The organism is Undibacterium sp. Tian12W, from assembly GCF_049339405.1.
GTDB lineage: Bacteria > Pseudomonadota > Gammaproteobacteria > Burkholderiales > Burkholderiaceae_D > Undibacterium.
Window position 1 is genome coordinate 1 of the sequence record NZ_JBMPPK010000002.1, and the last position, 21,354, is coordinate 21,354.

General features: G+C 51.5%; 19 protein-coding genes. 12 read left to right on the plus strand and 7 right to left on the minus strand.

The genetic code is table 11. The features are described from left to right. Positions 1 to 324 precede the first annotated feature (324 nt). From ACO0LI_RS02150 to ACO0LI_RS02165, 4 genes are all read left to right on the plus strand, one after another. Positions 325 to 1,632 (plus strand): NCS2 family permease, encoded by a 1,308-nt coding sequence (locus tag ACO0LI_RS02150; protein ID WP_422953885.1) that lies wholly within the window; start codon positions 325 to 327, stop codon positions 1,630 to 1,632. A 157-nt stretch (positions 1,633 to 1,789) separates the two neighbouring features. Then, a complete protein-coding gene (locus ACO0LI_RS02155; RefSeq protein ID WP_423030498.1) occupies positions 1,790 to 2,257 on the plus strand; it encodes a GNAT family N-acetyltransferase in 468 nt (155 codons plus the stop codon). A gap of 34 nt (positions 2,258 to 2,291) precedes the next feature. Continuing rightward, positions 2,292 to 2,612 (plus strand): hypothetical protein, encoded by a 321-nt coding sequence (locus ACO0LI_RS02160; protein ID WP_423030500.1) that lies wholly within the window; start codon positions 2,292 to 2,294, stop codon positions 2,610 to 2,612. A 7-nt stretch (positions 2,613 to 2,619) separates the two neighbouring features. Next, positions 2,620 to 4,020 carry a hypothetical protein gene (locus tag ACO0LI_RS02165; protein WP_423030502.1) on the plus strand — a complete coding sequence of 467 codons (1,401 nt, stop codon included), beginning with the start codon at positions 2,620 to 2,622 and terminating at the stop codon, positions 4,018 to 4,020. On the opposite strand, the gene ACO0LI_RS02170 is transcribed toward ACO0LI_RS02165, so the two are convergent. Continuing rightward, complete coding sequence (locus ACO0LI_RS02170; protein WP_423030504.1) at positions 4,017 to 4,940, minus strand: LysR family transcriptional regulator; 924 nt, start codon at positions 4,938 to 4,940, stop codon at positions 4,017 to 4,019. The genes ACO0LI_RS02165 and ACO0LI_RS02170 overlap by 4 nt on opposite strands. Before the next feature lie 177 nt (positions 4,941 to 5,117). Between ACO0LI_RS02170 and ACO0LI_RS02175 the strand changes: the two genes are divergently transcribed. From ACO0LI_RS02175 to ACO0LI_RS02190, 4 genes are all read left to right on the plus strand, one after another. After that, on the plus strand, positions 5,118 to 6,116 hold the full coding sequence (locus tag ACO0LI_RS02175) for an NAD-dependent epimerase/dehydratase family protein (RefSeq protein ID WP_423030506.1): 999 nt from the start codon (positions 5,118 to 5,120) through the stop codon (positions 6,114 to 6,116). Between the two features lie 113 nt (positions 6,117 to 6,229). Next, positions 6,230 to 6,745 carry a flavodoxin family protein gene (locus tag ACO0LI_RS02180; RefSeq protein WP_423030508.1) on the plus strand — a complete coding sequence of 172 codons (516 nt, stop codon included), beginning with the start codon at positions 6,230 to 6,232 and terminating at the stop codon, positions 6,743 to 6,745. Next, a complete protein-coding gene (locus ACO0LI_RS02185; protein ID WP_423030510.1) occupies positions 6,735 to 7,538 on the plus strand; it encodes an arylamine N-acetyltransferase family protein in 804 nt (267 codons plus the stop codon). The genes ACO0LI_RS02180 and ACO0LI_RS02185 overlap by 11 nt, the downstream gene beginning before the upstream one ends. A gap of 392 nt (positions 7,539 to 7,930) precedes the next feature. Then, positions 7,931 to 8,110 (plus strand): hypothetical protein, encoded by a 180-nt coding sequence (locus tag ACO0LI_RS02190; RefSeq protein WP_423030512.1) that lies wholly within the window; start codon positions 7,931 to 7,933, stop codon positions 8,108 to 8,110. 8 nt (positions 8,111 to 8,118) lie between these two features. Here ACO0LI_RS02190 and dbpA read toward each other — a convergent pair whose 3' ends face one another. Next, on the minus strand, positions 8,119 to 9,504 hold the full coding sequence (dbpA, locus tag ACO0LI_RS02195) for an ATP-dependent RNA helicase DbpA (RefSeq protein WP_422952606.1): 1,386 nt from the start codon (positions 9,502 to 9,504) through the stop codon (positions 8,119 to 8,121). 142 nt (positions 9,505 to 9,646) lie between these two features. After that, positions 9,647 to 11,287 carry a DUF4214 domain-containing protein gene (locus tag ACO0LI_RS02200; protein WP_423030514.1) on the minus strand — a complete coding sequence of 547 codons (1,641 nt, stop codon included), beginning with the start codon at positions 11,285 to 11,287 and terminating at the stop codon, positions 9,647 to 9,649. 192 nt (positions 11,288 to 11,479) lie between these two features. Here ACO0LI_RS02200 and ACO0LI_RS02205 point away from each other — a divergent pair, with 192 nt between their 5' ends. The 3 genes from ACO0LI_RS02205 (at position 11,480) to ACO0LI_RS02215 (ending at position 13,320) form a co-directional block, all read left to right on the plus strand. Beyond that, the gene (locus ACO0LI_RS02205; RefSeq protein WP_423030516.1) at positions 11,480 to 12,001 is read left to right on the plus strand and encodes an SRPBCC family protein; all 522 of its coding nucleotides are present in this window, start codon (positions 11,480 to 11,482) and stop codon (positions 11,999 to 12,001) included. 41 nt (positions 12,002 to 12,042) lie between these two features. Further along, positions 12,043 to 12,333: a hypothetical protein gene (locus ACO0LI_RS02210; protein WP_423030518.1), complete on the plus strand. Its 291-nt coding sequence runs from the start codon at positions 12,043 to 12,045 to the stop codon at positions 12,331 to 12,333. Between the two features lie 111 nt (positions 12,334 to 12,444). Next, the gene (locus tag ACO0LI_RS02215) at positions 12,445 to 13,320 is read left to right on the plus strand and encodes an AraC family transcriptional regulator (protein WP_423030520.1); all 876 of its coding nucleotides are present in this window, start codon (positions 12,445 to 12,447) and stop codon (positions 13,318 to 13,320) included. A gap of 5 nt (positions 13,321 to 13,325) precedes the next feature. On the opposite strand, the gene ACO0LI_RS02220 is transcribed toward ACO0LI_RS02215, so the two are convergent. Both ACO0LI_RS02220 and ACO0LI_RS02225 read right to left on the minus strand, forming a co-directional pair. Continuing rightward, the gene (locus tag ACO0LI_RS02220) at positions 13,326 to 14,906 is read right to left on the minus strand and encodes a 2Fe-2S iron-sulfur cluster-binding protein (protein WP_423030522.1); all 1,581 of its coding nucleotides are present in this window, start codon (positions 14,904 to 14,906) and stop codon (positions 13,326 to 13,328) included. Positions 14,907 to 14,947: 41 nt separating this feature from the next. After that, positions 14,948 to 15,481, minus strand: coding sequence for a carboxymuconolactone decarboxylase family protein (locus ACO0LI_RS02225; protein WP_423030524.1), 534 nt, complete (start codon positions 15,479 to 15,481; stop codon positions 14,948 to 14,950). A 318-nt stretch (positions 15,482 to 15,799) separates the two neighbouring features. Here ACO0LI_RS02225 and ACO0LI_RS02230 point away from each other — a divergent pair, with 318 nt between their 5' ends. Further along, positions 15,800 to 17,935: a S46 family peptidase gene (locus tag ACO0LI_RS02230; protein WP_423030526.1), complete on the plus strand. Its 2,136-nt coding sequence runs from the start codon at positions 15,800 to 15,802 to the stop codon at positions 17,933 to 17,935. Positions 17,936 to 17,992: 57 nt separating this feature from the next. Here the strand turns inward: ACO0LI_RS02230 and ACO0LI_RS02235 are convergent, their stop codons facing one another. Further along, positions 17,993 to 18,406, minus strand: coding sequence for a GFA family protein (locus ACO0LI_RS02235; protein ID WP_422952589.1), 414 nt, complete (start codon positions 18,404 to 18,406; stop codon positions 17,993 to 17,995). Between the two features lie 27 nt (positions 18,407 to 18,433). Next, positions 18,434 to 21,214 carry a bifunctional diguanylate cyclase/phosphodiesterase gene (locus ACO0LI_RS02240; protein WP_423030528.1) on the minus strand — a complete coding sequence of 927 codons (2,781 nt, stop codon included), beginning with the start codon at positions 21,212 to 21,214 and terminating at the stop codon, positions 18,434 to 18,436. Positions 21,215 to 21,354 lie beyond the last annotated feature (140 nt).

Genomic DNA, 21,354 nt, shown 5'->3' on the forward strand with positions numbered 1-21,354 from the left:
CTGAAGAAGTTGGGGATACAACTCCCCAATTCTTGATGAAAATCATGTTCAGCAGCACGTTTTATGCTTTGACTGGAACATGATTTTGTAATTGATGGAAATTAGAACTTAATCAGATGTTCCTTAATAAAAACTTCCACATATTCAAATTCAAATAGCATCTATAGATATTCCTCAGCTTTGATATGGAAAAAATTAGGATATCGTCCTTTCACAAATTCTAATTATTCAATTGGTATATCCAAAATTGAGGAGACAAACGTGTTAACTTCCGAGCAAATTCCGGCTGCACAAGATAGCAACAGGCCTGTCAATCACAGCCCTGTGCAGCTTTCCTTTCTCGACAAATTTTTCAAGTTAAGAGAAAACGGTACCGATGTACGTACAGAATTACTGGCAGGTCTGACTACCTTCCTGACCATGGCGTATATCATTTTCGTCAACCCGTCGATATTGGGTGACGCAGGCATGCCCAAGGACTCGGTGTTTGTCGCCACCTGTCTGGCCGCCGCAATCGGTACCATGATCATGGGCCTGTATGCCAACTACCCCATGGCACTGGCACCGGGCATGGGCTTGAATGCCTACTTCACTTATGCCGTCGTCAAGGGCATGGGCATACCGTGGGAGGCGGCTCTCGGTGCGGTATTCATCTCAGGTTGTTTGTTTGTGGCAGTCAGCGTGTTCCGTCTGCGCGAGATGATCGTCAATGGCATACCGCATTCCATCCGCACCGCCATCACGGTGGGTATAGGCTTGTTCCTGGGGCTGATCGCACTGAAAAATTCCGGCATTGTGGTTGCCAATCCCGCTACCATGGTGGGTATTGGTGACTTGCACAAGCCACAGCCCATTTTGGCAATACTGGGTTTCTTCCTCATCGTGGCGCTAGACCGCTACCGTATCAAAGGTTCCATCCTGATCGGCATTCTGAGCGTGACGGTATTGAGTTTTTTCTTTGCCGGTAATACCTTCCACGGTGTCGTGTCCATGCCACCTTCGCTTGATCCTACCCTGTTCAAGCTAGATATCATGGGGGCACTTTCCGTCGGTATCCTGAATGTTGTACTGGTATTTTTTCTGGTGGAATTGTTTGATGCAACAGGAACTTTAATGGGTGTTGCCAGCCGTGCCGGTTTGCTGGTCAACGGCAAAATGGAAAGACTGAACAAGGCACTGCTGGCTGACAGTACGGCCATCGTCGCAGGTTCTTTTTTGGGCACTTCCAGTACAACAGCTTACATAGAAAGCGCGGCTGGTGTGGAAGCCGGAGGCCGTACAGGTTTGACAGCCGTGGCTGTCGGCTTGCTGTTCCTGGCCTGTCTGTTTATTGCGCCACTGGCCAGCGTCGTTCCATTCTGTGCTACTGCTCCGGCCCTGTTCTATGTGTCTTGCCTGATGTTGCGTGAACTGGTTGAAATTGACTGGACAGACACCACAGAAAGCGTGCCTGCCGCCATCACTGCCTTGTTGATGCCTTTTACTTATTCGATTGCAACCGGTGTCGCATTTGGTTTTATTGCATTTGCTGTCCTGAAATTGTTGAGTGGACGTGCCAAAGAAGTCAAGATCATCGTCTGGGCGATAGCGGCAATATTCCTGTTCAAATTCGTTTATCTTGGTGCAGGTTGAAGCGAGTATAAAACGAAGCTACAGTTGAAGACAGCGCAGGAAACTGCGCTGTTTTTTTTACGATATTTTAATGAAATACAGAACCATATAATATTTGCTGCATACTCCATCATATTGGACGAGAGGATCAGAAATAAATTAGTCAGATGGAGTAATCATGTTAGTCGTAAGAAGTGCGGGTGAAGCAGATAATCTGCATATACGTAAGCTGGTGCAAGCATCACTGGCCAGTTTCAATCTCGTGGTTGAGTTTGATGGCCTGGATGCCGCCATAGGTTCAGCGGGTTTGCCCACCAGTAAAAATCTCATCGAGCTGGTTGCCGAATTGGATCAGCAGGTTTGCGGCTGCATAGCGCTTGAGGCCCTTGAAATAGTAAATACGCAAGAGGCAAAAGTGTTTGGCTTTCATGTTGATCACCACTATCGTGGCAAAGGCATAGGGCACGGCTTGTTGACAGCATTGATGTCGGAAGCAAAACAAAGGGGTTTGAAAACCCTGTATCTCGACACCTGGGACAACATGCACAGCGCCATCCGTCTTTATGAGTCTATGGGCTGGATGCCAGCCCCTGATCCCGCGCCTGAATCAGGGGCAAACCGCTCCTATGTTTTTACTATCAGTTGAGTTAGCATGAGCAAATTATGCGATGAGGTGAGACATGAGCGATGCACAGTCCGAATATGACAAACTGGCCAATAACCTGACGACAGCAGCCTCAGCAGAACCTGGCCAGATGTTTGGCAAAGTATGTCTCAAAATCAATGGCAAAGCCTTTGTCGCACTGCATAAAGAGACAGTCGTATTCAAATTGACAGGTGATGGCCATGCGAAGGCGATTGCGCTGGCGGATGCCGTCTTGTGGGACCCCTCAGGCAAAGGCCGCCCCATGAAAGAATGGGTGGCACTGAGCGCAACGCATGGCAAGAAATTTCCCACACTGGCACAGGCTGCGCTTGAGTATGTGCAGTCCCTGGCCTGAAGTGACAATGAAAAAATCTCTGACCTCATTTTTGTTACTTGCCGCTGGTCTGCTCTGTGATAATGGGTATGCCAGTGAGACACGCTGGGTGCATGGCTCCTGGGTCAATGTGCGTGCAAAGCCAGAAGCGAATGCTGAGGTATTGACGCATCTGGTCGCAAATACGCAGGTGCAAATGGATGCTGCTGCGTCCAGCGCCAAGTTCTGCGCCATCACCTGGGGCGAAGGGCAGCAGGGTTTTATTGCCTGCAATTTACTGGGTGACAAGGCTTTGCGGCTGGAAGACTTTGTCGATAGTAATAACCGGACTGGCGATAGCACTAATTATTTTCCGGCGCGCAGTTTTTGGCTGGCCTCCAGTTTAAAGCGTATGCAAGATGCTGGCTCCTATTTTCAGGAGACCATGCTGAGTTCACAGCAAAAAGCACTGGAAACGGCAGACAGTAATTTTGTATGGGAAAAACGGCCAGTGATCAAGCGCTACCCTATCCCTGAATTTGAAGCTATGAAGCAGCGCATGATGGCCGGTATCATCGAACCGGCTTCGCCTTATTTCCAGCCTCCCGCTCCATGGGAAGAATTACTGAAGCTGGCAAAGTCTGAGGAATTACCCGGCAAAAAGACCACAGAAGCTACTGCCCGTTTGCATTCTTCCCTGTTCTATCCCGGCGTGCTTGTCATGTTGCGGCAACTGGATTTACCTGCGGCAGCACCCTCGTACTTCAAATCACTGGATGAACTGGGCAAGCCTTCCGCCAACCCTGAAGAACTATCCAGACAATATCAGATCCCCTATGTGATCAAACCAGTCAGCGGACCATATTGGAATGAATACGAACCGGCGGGTAACTATGTAATAGGCTGGTGGGACTTGGGCAAGGCCGATGTATTCCTGCAAAAACCGGTTATCAAAAACCTGCTCATGCTGGATGGCCGAGTCAAATCGACAAACTCAGATTTAAAATACAGCCTCGGTGTAGATAACTGCAAACAGGGTTTTCGTTTTATAGAATCTGAAGATCAGCCTGAACCTGTAAAAAGTCTGGCGCAAAGAAGGCTGGAAAGTTTCCAGGCCAGAGCAAAAGATGAAGCGCTCTTGTATTTTTATACCCCTAGACAATTACCTGCATTGCAGCGTCCGGCAAAAGTGACGACGCAAGCGCCAGTCAAACTGCAATACGATAGCAAGGCAAAGTCGAATACGCATGAGCATTTTTCTCAGGCCAGCATCACCAGCATAGACCTGGACAATGATGGCGTTGCCGATTTTGTGATTGCTGAAGCCTGGCACCGCGGCATCATGCTCGATAGTGCCGTCCATCAGCCCGCTTACAGAGTGATATTCGTCAATGCGGGTGGACGCTGGTATTTATTCGACATTGATCAGTATCTGATCTGTGGTTGCTAAAACCTGTGTTGCAATAAACCTTCTGCCAGAAAATCAAAAACTGTCCTGATACGCTTGCTGGACTTGAGTTCGCGATGCGTGGTCAGCCACACGGGCAGAGATGGAAGTTCCTGTTCGACCAGCACCTGTTCCAGGTCAGGATTTCGCTCTGCCAGCCATTGCATGGCGATGCCTATCCCCAGACCTTGCTGTATCGCCTGCCAGTTGACCAGGTAGTTATCGCAACGGAAGTCGAAAAAGCTGCGGTCTATCTGTATGCCCGCCGCGCGAAAGCCAGCGATAAACTGGTCGGACTGATCCAGTCCCAGCCAACGGAATTTTTGCATCAAGGCCAGTGTGGCTGCCTGGTTGTTTGAAGGCAGTGCAGGCAGGCCTGCCAGATAATCTTTGTGACCATAAATGCCTATGGGCCAGTCAGTCAGGTGACGGGCAATCAGGGCGGATTGTGCTGGCCGTATCATGCGTATGGCGATATCGGCTTCACGTTCGAGTAAATTGCTGACCTGATTACTGGCGACCAGTTCTATCTGGATTTCCGGATGCAATTGGGCCAATTCGCGCAGCAGCGCTGGCAAGACAAAGCCGGACACCATCTCGCTGGCGGTGATCCTGACCGTACCGCGCAAGCCATTATCCTGGGTTGCTGCAGCCATGCCCAGTGAGCGCGCCGCTGCCATCATGTAACGGGCAGGCTCGACCAGGTTTTCGCCAGTGCTGGTCAATTTCAGGCCACGTGCCACCCTTTCAAACAAGGCTGCACCCATGCTGCCCTCCAGCTCAGCAATCTGGCGCGATAGCGTGGGCTGGCTCAGCCCCAGCACCTCGGCAGCACGCGTCAGCGAGCCCTGTTCTACGACCGCAACAAAGCTGCGTATCAGGTTCCAGTCAGTCTGGCTGGGGTCGAAAGTGAGTTTGGACATGTGATTCCATCATGAGGACAGACTAAAGATACGCAAAAACCGGTGAACAAAATACAAATCAAGGCATTCAAATTTGAATAGAACTTATGTATTTATGTCGATTGTAAATACATCCTGCCAGATTGAAAATGCCTGCATTACTTATTTTTTCTGACACGCACATCACCGGAGCCTCTCATGAATTTTGCATCCAAAGCAAACAATGCTCAATCACCCTCAGTACTGGTACTTGGTGCCAAAGGCCGTCTCGGGCAGGCTGCGGTTGAGGCTTTTGCCGCAGCCGGCTGGCGTGTAATTGCCCAGGCGCGCTCAGCCAGCCATGGCAGGCCGAGGCGCAATATTGAAACCTTGCAATGTGATGTACTCGACACCGCAAGCATACTGGCTGCCGTACCCAGGGTGGATGTGGTGGTGCATGCTGTCAATCCCGACTATACCCGCTGGGACAGCCTGTTGCCGCCGACTACCGAAGCCGTCATACGCATTGCTAGCGCCACTCAAGCTTTGCTGATGGTGCCGGGCAATGTGTATAACTTTGGGGCTGATTTGCCTGCAGTGCTGACAGAAGACACGCCCTTTGTCGCCAACACCCCCAGGGCGGCGCAACGCATAGCCATGGAAGAAAGCCTGGCTGCTGCCACCCAGCTGGGCTTGCGCTGTGTGATTTTGCGCGCTGGTGATTTCATTGGCGGCACTGGCACCTGGCTGGACATGGCGATCACCAAATCACTTGCCAAAGGTGTGGTCACCCATATGGGGCCAGATGATTTGCCGCATGCCTGGGCTTACCTGCCCGATCTGGCCAGGATATTCGTGCGCGTTGCTGAGCAGCGTGATCGCTTGCCTGCTTTCGAGGTCATGCATTACCCTGGCATTACTGCCAGCGGCAAGGAAGTGCATGCCGCACTGGAGCAACTGAGTGGCCGCCCGCTCAAAGCCAAAGCCATGCCCTGGTTGTTGATGCAGGTCATCAGCCTGTTCTCTCCCATGCTGCGCGCCGCGATCAAAATGCGCTACCTGTGGCAGCGTCCGCATCAATTGCAAGGTGAAAAACTGGAAAATTTACTTGGCAAGATATCGACCAGCAGCCTGCAGGATGCCTTGCGCAGCTATGTGAAGAAACCGCAAGCAGGCAAAGATTTCTTGCTGCAGACCGGTACAGGCAAGCGAAGCTAATTTTGATGGGTACGGGCAGCTTGCTCGCTTATTTTCTGCGGAGGGCTGCTCTGCAAGAATTGCTATAGCGGAGTATATTCAGGTTTCTTTCTTGTTGATTGTGTATCGCAACCATGCCCGAAACCCGCACCGTTATTGTCGTTGGCAGCTCCAGAAGCACAGGTAATACTGCTGAACTCGCCATCGCTATTGCCAGCAAACTCAAAGCCAGTGTCATCGATCTTAATCAATACCAGATAGCCCCCTTTGATTATGAATTCAAGAACCGCGATGATGATTTCCTGACGCTGATGAAGCATGTACTCAGCTTCGACCGCATCATACTTGCGACCCCGATGTACTGGTACTCTCCCAGTGCCATCATGAAAACTTTCATGGACAGAATTTCTGACTTGCTGAAAGTCGAAAAAGACCTCGGGCGGCAATTGCGCACAAAGAAGGCTGCATTGCTGGGCACGGGTTACGATGCCATACCCGCCGCCTGCTTTGAGCAAGTGTTCCAGCATACTTTTGACTATCTCGGCATGGGATATGAAGGCATGTTGTATGCAAGCTGTCAGGACGATTTCATTCATGCCGAGCATGCGCTTGCCATAGAAAAATTCACGGAGGCCCTGCATGCTGAATGAAGCACAGCTGAATGCTTATCTGCACAGGCTCGCCTATCAGGGCTCACGCAATGCCGATCTGGCGACACTGACTGCCTTGCATCAGGCACATCTGCAAAAGATCGCTTTTGAAAACCTTGATATCAGCCTTGGCAACAAGCTGGATTTATCGACGGATGCCTTGCTGGATAAATTATTGCAGCAAGGCCGCGGTGGTTTTTGTTATGAACTGAACCAGGCCTTTGCACTACTGCTGGAAACCCTGGGTTTTGGCGTCAGCCGCTTGTCTGCCCGCGTCCATAATGGCAAAGACTATGGGCCGGACTTTGATCACATGCTCTTGCTGGTGCATGTGGATGGCCAGGATTATCTGGCTGATGTCGGTTTTGGCGATTGCTTCCGTACACCGCTGCAATTAGGTGGTGAAGGCGTACATGAACTGGGCTTGCACTATTATCTGGCAGCGGATGGGGATGCGCATTATGTGCTCATGCAGGCCAGGGATGGTGGTGTCGGGCATGCACAGTACCGTTTCAGTTTACAGGCTTATGCCATCGCTGCTTTTTTTAAGATGTGTACCTATCAGCAGACTTCACTGGCATCGCATTTTACGCAAAAGTCGATATGCTCTATTGCCACCGCCAAGGGTCGCATCAGCATATCCAATAATAAATGCATCATCACCGATGAGCATGGGCGGCATGTTCATACGATAAATGGTGAAGATGAATACATGGCCTTGTTGCTGAAGTATTTTGGGATGAAGTTGGCGGGGGATGTGGATGTTGGGAAGTTATTGGTAAGGCAGGCGTAGGAAGTAATTTTTCAAATCTTATCGTGTTTTGCACTACTTAACCCTATTATTTATCGCAAGCTTAGCTACGTCATTCCTGCGTGCTTTTGGCAGGAATCCAGCGGCGTTTGTGGCATACTGTAAGGTAAATTAATTTCAGATACATCATAATTGCATATCTGATTTTAATACCTCTATACGTTATTTGAGATTGCAGGCCGGGGGTAGCCCGGCAGCTACTCACCTTTTTTGCTTCGCCAAAAAAGGTAAGCGAAAAAAGGCGACCCAGGCGTAGCCGCCCCTACGGGGTTCCCGTTTGTGCGGTACAAAAAATGGGAAGATCCGAAACTCGCTTCGCTCAGACAGCGGCTCTTCTTTTTCCATTTTCTGTACCGCACAAACGGCGTCTACACATGGGAACTGCAGAAAGTCAAAATCAACTGCAACTGCAACTGCAACTGCAACTGCAACTGCAACTGCAACTGCAACTGCAACTGCAACTGCAACTGCAACTGCAACTGCAACTGCAACTGCAACTGCAACTGCAACCACCCAACAGCACCATCAATCCAATTGCTGTTGATATTTCATGACGCCGCTATCAATCAACAATCCGCATCCTGAACTGCCTGCCCTTGATATTGGTACGGCTCAGCCTGTCTACCGTTTTTTCAGCGACCTGCCTGTCGATGGCGACGTAAGTCACAAATTCCGAGACATTGATTTTGCCTACCTGTTCTTTTTTCAAACCCAGGTCGGCAGTCAGCGCGCCGAGCAAGTCACCGGGGCGGAGTTTGTCTTTTTTGCCGCCCATGATGCAGATCGTCATCATCGGGGCTTGCAGGTCTCTTTCCGGGCCGGCTTCGATTGCGTGGATATCGCCCCAACTGACGGATTCACCCTGATATTCTTCTATCAGTTTGACCCACTTCTTTTCACCTGGGGTGGCCAGGCTCAGTGCCAGACCTTTTTCACCGGCGCGGCCGGTGCGGCCTATGCGGTGAATGTGGACTTCGGTGTCTTTGGATACATCGACATTGATGACGGCACCCAGGGTTTGTATGTCGAGGCCGCGGGCGGCGACGTCGGTGGCGACGAGGACTGAGCAGCTTTGATTGGCGAAACGTATCAGGACCTCATCGCGGTCGCGCTGTTCGAGGTCGCCATGCAGGGCCAGGGCGCTGATGCCCTGGGCATGCAATTCTTCTGTCAGTTCGCGGCAATGAATCTTGGTATTGCAAAAGGCAATCGTGGATGTCGGCTGGTAATGATGCAGCAGCGTGGCGACAGCGGTATTGCGCCCTTCTGGTGTGACCAGGTAAAACATTTGCTCAATGTGATTGGCGGCATGCTGGGATTCGACCTTGATCTCCACCGGGTCGCGCAGCAGTTGTTCGCTGGCCTGGCGTATATCATCCGGGTAGGTGGCCGAGAACAGCAGGGTTTGCCGGCGCGTGGGCGTGGCGGCGACGATGTCGTAGATATCATCATAAAAACCCATGTCGACCATGCGGTCGGCTTCATCCAGCACCAGGGTTTGCACGGTTTTCAGGTTGATGGTGTTGCGGCTGATATGGTCGATCAGGCGACCAGGTGTGCCGACCACGATGTGGGCACCATATTCGAGCGAGGCAATTTGTGGACGCATGGCCGTGCCACCGCACAGGGTGACGATCTTGACGTTTGGCATGGTCCTGGCCAGACGGCGCAATTCATTAGCGACCTGGTCAGCCAGCTCACGCGTCGGACAAATCACCAGGCCCTGGACGGCAAAATAAGTGGGATTGAGCTTGGCCAGCATGCCTATGCCAAAGGCGGCGGTCTTGCCGCTACCGGTCTTGGCCTGGGCGATCAGGTCTTGTTGCTGCAGTATGATGGGCAGGCTGGCTGCCTGTATGGCTGTCATTTCCTTGTAGCCCAGGCTGTCCAGATTGGCGAGCATGGGGGCGGATAGCGGCAGGGTATTGAAGGCGGTGGATTCTGACATGGATGTATTTTGTATGAAGACGACGACAGCAGGCCGCTCTTTCATGAGCAGCCCGGCGGATATGACGTCATTGTAGGTTAAGCTGCCGCCAGCGTGGCGGGCTTTGAGGGATGAAAGGCTGAAAGTGGCTATTACTGCGTGTTTATGCAGGCCAGACCAGGTATTCAATGCCATTTTGTATAGAACCTATGACCAGAGCCTGGTTTTCGGCGCTTTCACAAAAGCTGGCGAGGGCACCGGCGGCAGTGATTTTATTGGTGTTGAGCTGGTCCAGCCAGTAATTGAAGCCAGCCTGGTCGGGTGTACGATGCAAGACATTCTGGTAAAAATTGGTGACCAGCACGGTATTCGTGGGTTTAGTGCCATACAGTTTCTGGAATTCAGCCGACAGCATGAAGCCCGCCGCTACCGTCGTCAGACTGGAACCCTGGTCCATATCATTGATCCAGTAACCCAGGCCTTTCAAGTCTGGCTTGCGGTCAAAGGCCGCCTGGTAAAGACGGTAAGCCTGCCCGGCAACGCCATTGATATCGAGAGCGATGTTTTCATCGGTGAAATGCAAGCGTTCTACGTTGACCAGGGTATCCGTGCCTTCAGTGCCAGTTTTGGCAGCGACTACCGCAGTACCCCCTTTGACGCTGACACTGTAATTTGTGTGCAGACCGTTGTAGATGGCGGTATCCAGGCCCAGGTCACCATCAATTGCATCGTTGCCGCCGTTGCCTGTAAAACTGTTATTGAGCTTGTTGCCATACAAAGTGTCATTGCCAGCACCGCCTATCGCATTCTCTATATACGCACCATAGGCAATACCTAGATTTTGCCTGCCATCGTAAGTTGGTACCGTGCCACCGGTATAGCCAGGTGGATTGGGCGCAGATACCATGCGTATGTCAGAATAATTGCCGGGGGTAAGGTCAATCATGCAGCCGAGGGTAAAGTTGGCGACAGAAATTGTGTCATTGCCACCGGCATCCCAGATGCTTTTCAGGAAAGGGGTATTCGGGTCGAAGGTATATGCATCGTCACCGGTCCGGTAACTGTTATTGGCACCATAGGCATATTGCATGGCAGCGATATCCAGCACCATCGGTGTTTCTGGCACGATGTATTTGAAGCTGAACGAGGGTTTGCCCGAGGCATCATAAGTAATGCTCCTGAACATGTCATTGGCTTGTTCCGTGTAAGACATGATGGAATATTGTGCCGTATCAAAGGCGGTGGGCAAGACTATGTCACCCTCGAAAGGGTGCTTGAGCCCGAGCGCATGACCAAGCTCGTGTATCAATGATGAATAATTGAAGGAACCTACGCTCCAGTTGGTATTGGTTTTATTGCCATTGCCAGACAGCCAGATATCTCCGCCAGACGGGCTGACACTGCTTGGCCTGTAAGCCCAGCCCCAGGCACTGCCGCCTGTCGATGTGGTGTCTGCGAATGAAGTCCAGGCAACGCGGATATTTCCTGCGCTGGTGTTGTTGTCAGCAACCTGTACAAACTGTATGTCAGCGACATTGGCCCAGGCCTGCATGGCAGCCTTGGTGGCGGTTTGCTGTTCCAGGCTGAGCGCCATGTGGCTGGCACCCGGTTCATTGTCCGGGGTGTAGCTGCTGGAACTGTTGCGTCCATAAAAATAGGATTCGCCCGCAGTCCAAGGGAAGCTATAGGTAACAACTGCACCATTCAGGCCACCCCATTTGATGCCATGGAGCAGCGCATCAAGCAAAGTGACGCCGGATAGCGTGAAGTTGGTGGTCTGGCCTGCATCGCTCGGTAATGGCATAGGAATATGGGTAAATTAACGGAGAATAGTCTTAGTATAGCCAGTTTGTTGCCTGAAACACAGCAATCACAGGCACATGAGTTCGCTTTGACAGTAACTTTTGTAAGCAAAATATACCGGGGACTGCATGCAATGCTGGTAAATAGGCCTCAGGCAAATTAAGCTACTAATTCCCCATTCAGGAGACATTTCATGATCCTCACCATCATCTTGCTTTTGTTCGCTGCCCTCTTGCTGTATGTCTCCACCAGGCCGAATAATTTTCGTATCGAGCGGTCTCTCGTATTCCAGGCCAGGCCTGAACAGATTTTCCCCCTGATTAATGATTTTCATGAATGGGAGGCCTGGTCTCCCTGGGAAAAAACTGACCCGGCTGTACAGCGCACATACAGCGGTGCTGCGCAGGGGCAGGGAGCGGTTTATGCTTGGAAGGGGAACAAAGACCTGGGCGAAGGCAAGATGGAAATCCTGGAAACCCGACCTCATGATTACCTGCGCCTGCAAATCAATTTCTACAAGCCATTTGCTGCACAAAACACTATCGAGTTCCGCCTTGAAGAAAAAGATAGCAGCACGGTCGTCAGCCATGCCATGTTTGGCCCTTGCAATTTCATGTCCAAACTCATGAGTCTGTTTTTTAGCATGGATAAAATGGTGGGGGGCAAATTTGATGAGGGCTTGCATAGTCTCAAAAGTATCGTCGAGAAGACCTGAGCAGGCTTGCCGCACGAACAGAACTATTTAAAGGACAGCATATGGCAAGACAGCGAAAATTCTATACCTGGTTATGCCAGCATAGTCTTGCCAGTTTTTTGTTGCTGACCCTGAGCTTCGTGGTGTTTGGCAAACTGTCTTTCGATATCGTCCACCTGTTCAGTGCCAATGCTGAGTATCTGCTCGACAATGGCTGGATAGGTCTGGTCGAAGGCGGCTTGCAGCAATTGCTCGAACTTATCTTCTCAGCCTGTGCTGCCATGGCTGCCTACATGCTGTTCAAACTCTGCGAACAGGCTTTGCTGGAACGCTTGCGTAACCGGCATGACTGACGCAGCAAACAGAATTGAGCAATACAGAACTGAGTAAGACAGAACTGAGCAAGAACTATCATGCGGCATCGCTGGAGGCTGTTTATTCTGCAGTCTGTCAGGGAGAAATCATTGAGTGAATCCAATTATCAACAGCGCATGCTGCGTGTGTTGCAGTACATCGATACCCATCTGAATGAAGACTTGTCGGTGGAGCGTTTAAGTGCAGTTGCGGCTTTCTCAAAATTTCATTTTCACCGGCAGTTTTCTGAATATTTTGGTCTGGCGGCATTTCGCTATGTGCAGCTACTGAGACTTAAAAAAGCCATGTATGAACTGGCATTTCGTAGCCATAAACAGGTGATCCATATCGCGCTGGATAATGGCTATGAAAGCAGTGAAGCTTTTTCCCGTGCTTTTAAAAAAAGCCTGGGACTGAGCCCGGCGCAATTCAGGAAACAGCCTCAGTGGGACAACTGGCAAGACAGCAATTCAACCTTGATCCAATTGAGAGAACAGCATATGCCCATGACTTATCAACACAGCGATGTACGCATCATCACCTTCCCTGAAACCCGTATCGCCGTGCTGGAACATCGCGGCGCGCCCGGCTTGCTGCCCAACAGCATCCAGCGCTTCATTGCCTGGCGCAAGCTCAACAAACTGCCGCCCAGCGTTAGCGCGACTTTTAATCTTATCTATGACGACCCTGAGCAAACACCCGCTGCCGATTTTCGCTTTGACCTGGCAGCGGCAGTTACTGCGCCAGTAGCAGAGAATGAACATGGTATCGTCAACAAGACTATCCCCGCTGGTGAATGTGCGGTAATAAGGCACACCGGCAGTGATGCTGAATTGGGAAATGTCGTGCGCTTTTTGTATAACAGCTGGCTGCCACAAAGCGAGCGCAATTTGCGCGACTTTCCTCTGCTCTTCCAGCGCATCAGCTTCTTCCCTGACGTGCCTGAACACATGATGGTGACGGACATCTTCCTGCCTTTGCAATAATAGCTTTACAGATCAAGCACCAGTTCACCAGCTTGTGCCCGCGAGACACAGATGCAGATGCGGTCTTTTTGCTCTGCTTCTGTCAACACCGCATCCCTGTGCAGTGCTTGTCCACCCAGCAGTTTCACGGCGCAAGTGCCGCAATTGCCGGTTTCGCATTCCGCCTGTGCAGCTACACCATGGGCGCGCACGGCTTGCAGAATAGTCTGGTCAGCGCGCACATGGATGACTTTTTTACTGCGTGCCAGCTCCACGCGTATCTCTTCGTCCTGGCTTGATTTTTGTACCGCAAATCTTTCATAGCGCACTCTTTGCGGATCTATGCCCAAAGCTGTAGCTGCACTCAGCGCAGTAGCGATCATGCTGGCTGGGCCGCAGATATAAAACAGGCTGTCCTGGCCTGCTTTTTCCATGATGTTGTGTATATCCATGCGCTGCTGCTGATCTGCCGCATACAGATGCAACGAGGCACCCAATTGGATTTGCAACTCTGCACGATAGGCCATTGCATTGAGCGTGCGGCCTGCATAGTGCAAAGTGTATGGCCGCCCCTGCGCTGACAATTGTGCAGCCATGGGTTTGATGGCGGTGATACCTATGCCCCCAGCGATCAGCACGGCGGGTGCTGCATGCGCGTGCAATGCAAAGTCATTACGTGGCAAATCACAATGCAAATGCATGCCCAACGCATAAAGATCGTGGACTGCCATGGAACCACCACGGCCTTCTGGTTCGGCCAGCACGGCAATTTCGTAACAGTCAGCTGGTCCACCAGCAGAACTGATGGAGTACTGTCGTGTAGCCGCCTGCCCGTCTGCCAGCAAGACGGGTACCCGCAAATGTGCACCCGCACTCACCGCAGGCAAATCCTTGCCTGCAGGGTCACGCAATTCATAGGCGCGGATGCGCGGGCTGAGTTGGCGTACGCCTGTGATGACCAACTCCAGTGGGCCATTGCCAAGGATGGTGGGTTTTGCAGGTGCGGTCTTTTGTGTTATCTGTTCTTCCAGTTGGCGTTTCTCAGCCAGCAGCTTCGCCAGCATGCCTTGCACTTCCTTTTCGCTAAACCTGGGGGTGATATGTTGCGGGCAATTCCACTCCACGGCTTCTACCGTAATGACAACGGCACGCTCGACACGGGCGCGGTAGCCAGGCATTTCCAGCCTGGCGATCAGGCGCACATCATCCTCTTCATGGACAATTTTGGCATGGCCCCATATCTTCATGCGGCGGCGGCGGGCATAGTCCATGAGTATCAAGGATACCCTGTCGCTGGCAAACAGATTGCCTACGCTCAGGTATTGCGCATTTCCAGAAAAATCTGCATACGCGATGGTCTTGTTATCGAGGATTTTAAGAAAACCGGCTGGGCCACCACGGTGCTGCACATAGGGCCAGCCGTTTTCTGAAATCGTCGCCTGGTAAAAGCTGTCACGGGCGACGATAAATTCCATGTCCTGCGCTAGCAGGGAATCGCGTTTTTCTTCCACCAGTTCAAAACCACGATTGGCTTCGCGGCTGCCATACATGCTTTGTGCGGCTTTGACACTGGGGGTAAAACTGATATCGGCAAATGCGCGTGACATGATGATTTCCTCGCTGTGACGGGATAGGACTTCTTGCGGATTTACAGGCTGACTTTAGGAAAGTCGATTTCCACGCGTGTGGCCTTGCCCAGGATATTCGTCAGGATATTCATGCCCACATGGGTGATGACTTCGACAATGTCGGCATCGCTGTAACCGTGGTCGCGCATTTCCAGAATTTCTGTCGCGCTTACTTCACCTGCATGTTCGACCAGTGAGCGGGCAAATTTCACGGCAACGGCGGCTTTCGCGTCCTGGCTGCTGCCTGCACGATTTGCTGCCATCTCTTCATTGTCCAGGCCAGTGCCACGACCTATGGCGGTATGGGCAGAGACGCAGTATTCGCAGGAATTTTTTTGTGCTACCGCCAGGGCAATACGCTCGCGGGTTTGCGGGTCCAGGCTGCCTTCACTGGCGATACCATGCAAGCCCAAAAAGGCGCGCAAGGCAGCAGGGGAATTGGCAAAGGCTTTCAAAAAATTCGGCACCATGCCCAGTTTTGTTTGTATCGCTTCCAGCAGGGCCAGTTGTTCAGCATTGGCAGTTTCTTTGGTAACGAGATTGATGCGGCTCATGATATTTCCATTCAATAGAGGTTGAAGTTGATGTTGAAGTCAGGGTATTGATATGCAAGTGCATGGACTACAGTTTGTGCGTTTCACAGAAATATAGGAATAACCTAAATCTTGAATTCATTATTCCAATAAATGGAATAATTTAAAGTTTGCTATCTTTCCCCGGAGAAATGCAGGAACTATTTCAGCTAAGATATGTCTGTATTTGTGCCTAATTGCGTGTATTTCATGGCAATTAATCAAGTCACGATGATCAATTCGCTATGAAGCAATGATCAAATCATGCGCATGACCTAAGAATTTAATTTGGAGTGTATTTTGTTTAAAACCCTTGCTCTTCCGCTGGCCCTGGCTGGTGTTGTTTCCTCTGCTTATGCTGACGAAGGTCAGTGGCAACCCTACCAGTTGCCACAACTGAAATCTGAACTGAAGCGCATAGGCATCAATGTGCCTGCAGAAAAACTGGCGGATTTGCAAAAACACCCGATGTCAGCGATGGTGTCGCTAGGCGGTTGCTCGGCTTCTTTTGTATCGAATACAGGCCTGGTGGTAACCAATCACCATTGCGCATATGGCGCCGTGCAAAGAAATTCAACCGCAGAAAAAAATTATATTGCGAATGGTTTCCTGGCCAAGACGCTGGCAGATGAATTGCCCGCAGGCCCCGATGCGCGCATGTACATCACTGAAAAAGTTGAGAATGTTACTGAGCAGATCAACAAGGGCTTGACTGCCGCCATGTCTGGCCGAGCCAGGGCTGAGCATGTGGAAAACCGTATCAAGGCGCTGATTGCTGAATGTGAGCAAGACAAGGCTTACCGTTGCTCGGTACCGAGTTTCCATCGTGGTCTTGAGTATTACCGCATACGCCAGATCATGATACGTGACGTGCGTCTGGTGTATGCACCGTCAGACAAGATAGGCAATTTTGGTGGCGAGATCGATAATTTTGAATGGCCGCGCCATACTGGCGACTATGCTTTCCTGCGTGCGTATGTGGGTAAAAATGGCCGCCCCGCTGATCTGTCTGTCGAGAACGTGCCGTATCAGTCAAAAGACTTTCTCGTCGTATCTGCCCAGGGTTTGAAGAATGGTGACCCCATCTTGCTGGCGGGTTACCCCGGCCGCACCAGCCGCTATAAACTGCCGGCAGAAATACGCTTTGCCCGTGATGTCAGCTACCCAGCTAAAGTGGCAGAGTCCAAGGCAGATCTGGCCGTGATTGCTGCTGCAACCTCTGGCAATGCAGGAGCAGAAGTGCGCTACGCCAGCGTCGTCAAAGGTATCAATAATGGTTTGAAAAAAACTGAGGGTTTGCTGGAAGGATTTGCCCGCAAGGACATCGCTGCCATCAAGGATGGCCAGGATGCAGAATTCCGCCGCTGGTATGCCCAACATGGCAGCAACAAGGATTTGCTGAAAGAGCTTGATGCCGTCATCGCCGCCGACATGACCATGTCGGACGAAGAATTTGCCTGGAACGTTGCCAGTACCAGTGAAATGCTGAAGAGTGCACGCACTCTGTACCGCCTTGCGGTGGAAAGCACAAAACCGGACGCAGAGCGCCAGCCCGGTTACCAGCAGCGTGACATGAATATCATCGCTGGCAAACTCAGCCGCCTGGAACAATCCTATCTGCAAAATGTTGATCAGGCCAGGTTCACTGCAGCGCTGCAAAGATACAGTAAATTGCCAGTAGCATCCCATCCAAAAGGTCTTGATGTATTGTTGCCGACACCAGAAAGTGTCGCCAGCCTGTATCAGCAAAGCGGCCTGGGTGAAACCTCCAAACGCCTGGCCTGGATGGGCAAGGACCGCAAGGCTTTTGAACAATCCGACGATGCTTTCGTACGCCAGGCCGTGAAGCTGCACGACATTGCCATGTCACTCGAAGACCGCCGCAAAGAGCTCGATGGCAATCTGGAACGGGTGATTCCGCAATACATGCAAGCCGTCATAGAATGGAAAAAATCCCAGGGCAAGCCAGTTTATCCTGATGCCAATTCCACCCTGCGCGTGACATATGGCACGGTAGCACCTTACTCACCGCGTGATGGCGTCATCAAGGGCCCGTTCACAACAGTCGAAGGCATAGTAGAAAAGCACACTGGCAAAGCGCCTTTCAACATGCAGGAAAATTTATTGACTGCCGTGAAGGAAAAACGCTACGGCGTGTTCAAGGACAATGTCCTGCAAACCGTGCCTGTCAATTTCCTGTCCAGTGCTGATACAACAGGCGGCAATTCCGGTTCTGCCGTCTTGAATAAAAACGGTGAACTGGTAGGTTTGAATTTTGATTCGACCTATGAATCGATTACCAAGGACTGGTACTTCGACACCGCCATCACTCGTGCCATCCATGTCGATATACGCTATATGTTATGGGTCATGAAAGAAGTTGATCATGCCGATAATCTGTTGAAAGAAATGACGATCAAGTATCCGGCGAAATAAGTGGTTTGATTCATGTGAAAAGCGTGCCCCTGAAATGGGGCACGCTTTTTTTATCTTTCAGGGTTTGCGCGGTGTCTGCTCAAAATGCCGGCTACTATCCGCTGTACTCAGCCAGGACAGTTTATTCTCACAATAAATATCCATGCGCGGCGCCAGACTTTCATGCTGATTGACTGTGCCCAGATACAGCATACTCAAGCCTGCATAAGTTTCCTGATTCGAGTTGTACAGTGGCGTGCCGCAGTCAGTACAAAAATGGCGTTGGGTACGCGATGTGACGGTATAGCTTTTCAGCAGTTCCTGACCCTGGGTGAATACCAGCTCAGCTTCCTTTACCACGACATAAGATGATAATGCTGCGCCCGTCATACGGCGGCACAAGCCGCAATGGCAGGCCACGATTTGTAATGCGGGGGCCGGGTAGTGATAGGCAATTTTTCCGCAACTGCATTGACCGCTGATTGTTTGCATAGTGTCTCCAATTTATTATTTATTCACTCAGGCACCCTCCCACTCCAGGCCTTTGCCATGCCCCCAGATCAGCGGGGCGACATAGCTGTTGGCCCAGGCCTCCACCTGGCCTGCTGGCATGGGGCGAGCGACGCCGTAACCTTGTGCCAGTTCGCAACCCAGGCGCATCAGGGCGACACCGTGTTCGGCACTTTCCACACCTTCTGCAATCACGCCACGGTTAAAGGCGCGTGCCAGGCCGATGACGGCGCTGATGACGGCCAGATCGTCCTTGTCTTCCAGCATATCACGGACAAAGCTCTGGTCGATTTTCAGGGTATCGGCGGGCAGGCGTTTCAGGTAAGACAGTGAAGAATAACCGGTACCAAAATCGTCGAGTGCAAAGCTGACGCCGATTTGCTGACAGGCCAGCATGACTTCGCGCACATGCTGTATATCCTTGATGGCAGCAGATTCGAGTATCTCTATTCCCAAACGTTCAGGGGCGACATCAGGGTAGGCTGCCAGCACTGCACGCAGGCGCTCGACAAAATCCTTGCACTGGAAATGGCGGGCAGCGATATTCACGCTGATAACCCAATCCACATGCAGATGCGTCCATATCCGCAATTGCTCCATGGCCTGTTGCAAGACAAAGTCACCAACATCAATGATCAGGTCTGTGTGTTCTATGAGCGGCAAAAAATTCAGCGGGCCAACGATACCCTGCTCAGGATGTTGCCAGCGCAACAGCGCTTCCATACCGACGATGCGACCCTGGCGCATATTGACCTTGGGCTGGAAATATAAACGCATCTCACCCTGTTGCAGGGCCTGGCGCACGCGGGCGCGCTGGTTGTGATGGGTGCGCAATTGCTGGTCTTGCTCGGCGTCGAATAAATGAAATTGATTGCGGCCATTCAGCTTGGCCTGGTACATGGCCTGGTCGGCACAGCGCAGCAGGGTATCGGCATTCACATCGTCACGTGGATAAATTGCCACACCTATGCTGGCTGACAGGCTGATACTTTGCTGTTCTATCTCATAGGCTTGTGCCAGTTCTGCCAGCAACAATGCGAGGTTTAATTCCACACCGGCGATGTCACGCTGGTTTTGCAGCAGCACGACAAATTCGTCACCACCCAGGCGTGCCACATGGTGCTCACTGCCCGCAGTGTCTTCAAGGCGGCGTGCGACTTGCTGCAATAGTTTGTTGGCAAATTCCTGGCCATGGCTTTCGTTGATGGACTGGAAGTGATCAAGGTCGAGCAGGCAAACTGCCAGCCAGGTTTCATTATTATGCGCAGTCTGGATTGCAGTGCTAAAGCGTTCTGCCAGCGCCGCACGGTTTTCCAGTCCGGTCAGGATATCGTGCCCAGCCTGCCAGCTCAGTTGTTGCATCAACTGGCGTTTTTCACTGACATCGCGGAACACCAGCACACAGCCTGTGACCGTGCCATCTCTTTGCCTGATCGGCGCTGCCGTGTAATCGACTTCAAACTGCTGACCGCCACGTGCCGTCAGGATTTGGTTATTCGCTTGCAGAATTTCGCTGCTCTGGCAAATCTGCTGCAAAAATTCTCTGAGTTTGTCGCGCTGCTGTACATCGCTTAAAGCAAACACATCGGCCAGTTCATGCGCCTGTGCTTCCTTGCGGTTCCACCCGCAAATTTGCTGCGCAACCTTGTTGAGCATCAGTATGCGTCCATCGACATCTGTACTGATGACGGCATCACCGATAGATGCCAGGGTGGTTTCCACTCTTTCATTTGCTGCCGCCAACGTGGCCTGTGCCTGGTTGCGTTCACTGATGTCGATCAGGGCACCTATGCTGCCTGTGGCTTCGCCATCGACATTGGTGAAACTGGCCTGATAATAAATGACATCCAGTATCTGACCAGCAGCCTGTATCTGGATTTCCCTGACCAGCTTGCCATGTTCATTTTGCAGGGACGGCGTGGCGTCATTGCCGATTGCCAGCACTGGCATGGGGCGGCCAACGACATCGGCAGCATTCAGGGCAAACAATTCCTCCCAGGCGCGGTTGATGCGCTGGCAGACGCCGTGCTGGTCTTGAAAGAAGATAGGAATAGGCAGGGCGTGCAGCAATTGCCAGGTGAAATGCAATTGCTCGCTATTGGCGCGCTGGCTGCGTTGTAAGGTCATAAGCAGGGTCTGCACTTCATTCGCCATGCCGTTGAAGGTGGTCGCCAGCGCACGCGCTTCTGCCGTGCCAGTGACTGACATGCGTATCGAATGCTGGCCTTTCTTGAATTTGTCCGTAGCATCTGCCAGCCTGCGCAGGGTTTTGACATTCGAGCGCAGGATCAGGCCCAGCAAAAAATAAATAGTAAAAATAATCAGCAGCGAGATCTTGGCCTGACTCATGACTTTTTGCCAGATATGGGTATTTTCGCTGGCGATGCTGGTTTCCAGGCTCAGTGTGCCGATGTCGCCATTTGTCAGCTGGACCTGCCTGGATGTGCGTTCTGCATGCAGGGACAGCAGGCGGTTGAACCAGGCAGGGGAACTGGCTGTTGTTGCAGGCTGGTCCTGGCCCTGTATCTGTCCCAGCTTGTATTGCCAGGTGATGCGCCAGAGTACCGGGCTGGCTTCTACTTCCTGTATCAGTAGCTGGCGTATGGCTTCGCTATCGCTTTGTATTGACAAGTTGCTGAGGGTAGGTATCAGGTAGTGAGAGCTATGCCTTAATTCTGTAGAGATTCTTTGTTTTGCATCGGCGACTTCGCTGTTGATCATCAGGTAGTAGCGCAGGGCGCTGACGGCGATGATCAGGAAAAATAGGGGCAGGAATAAACGGGTATACACTCCTCGCTGTTGCCATCGCTGTAAAAATTTTTGTAATGTTTGCACAAATTCAACAAATTTCAGTGAAGTAAAACAGTTTGGTTGAGGAGGCTTGCAGAAAGCTAATTGTGAGTAATTGTAACCTGAAGATTAATATTGCC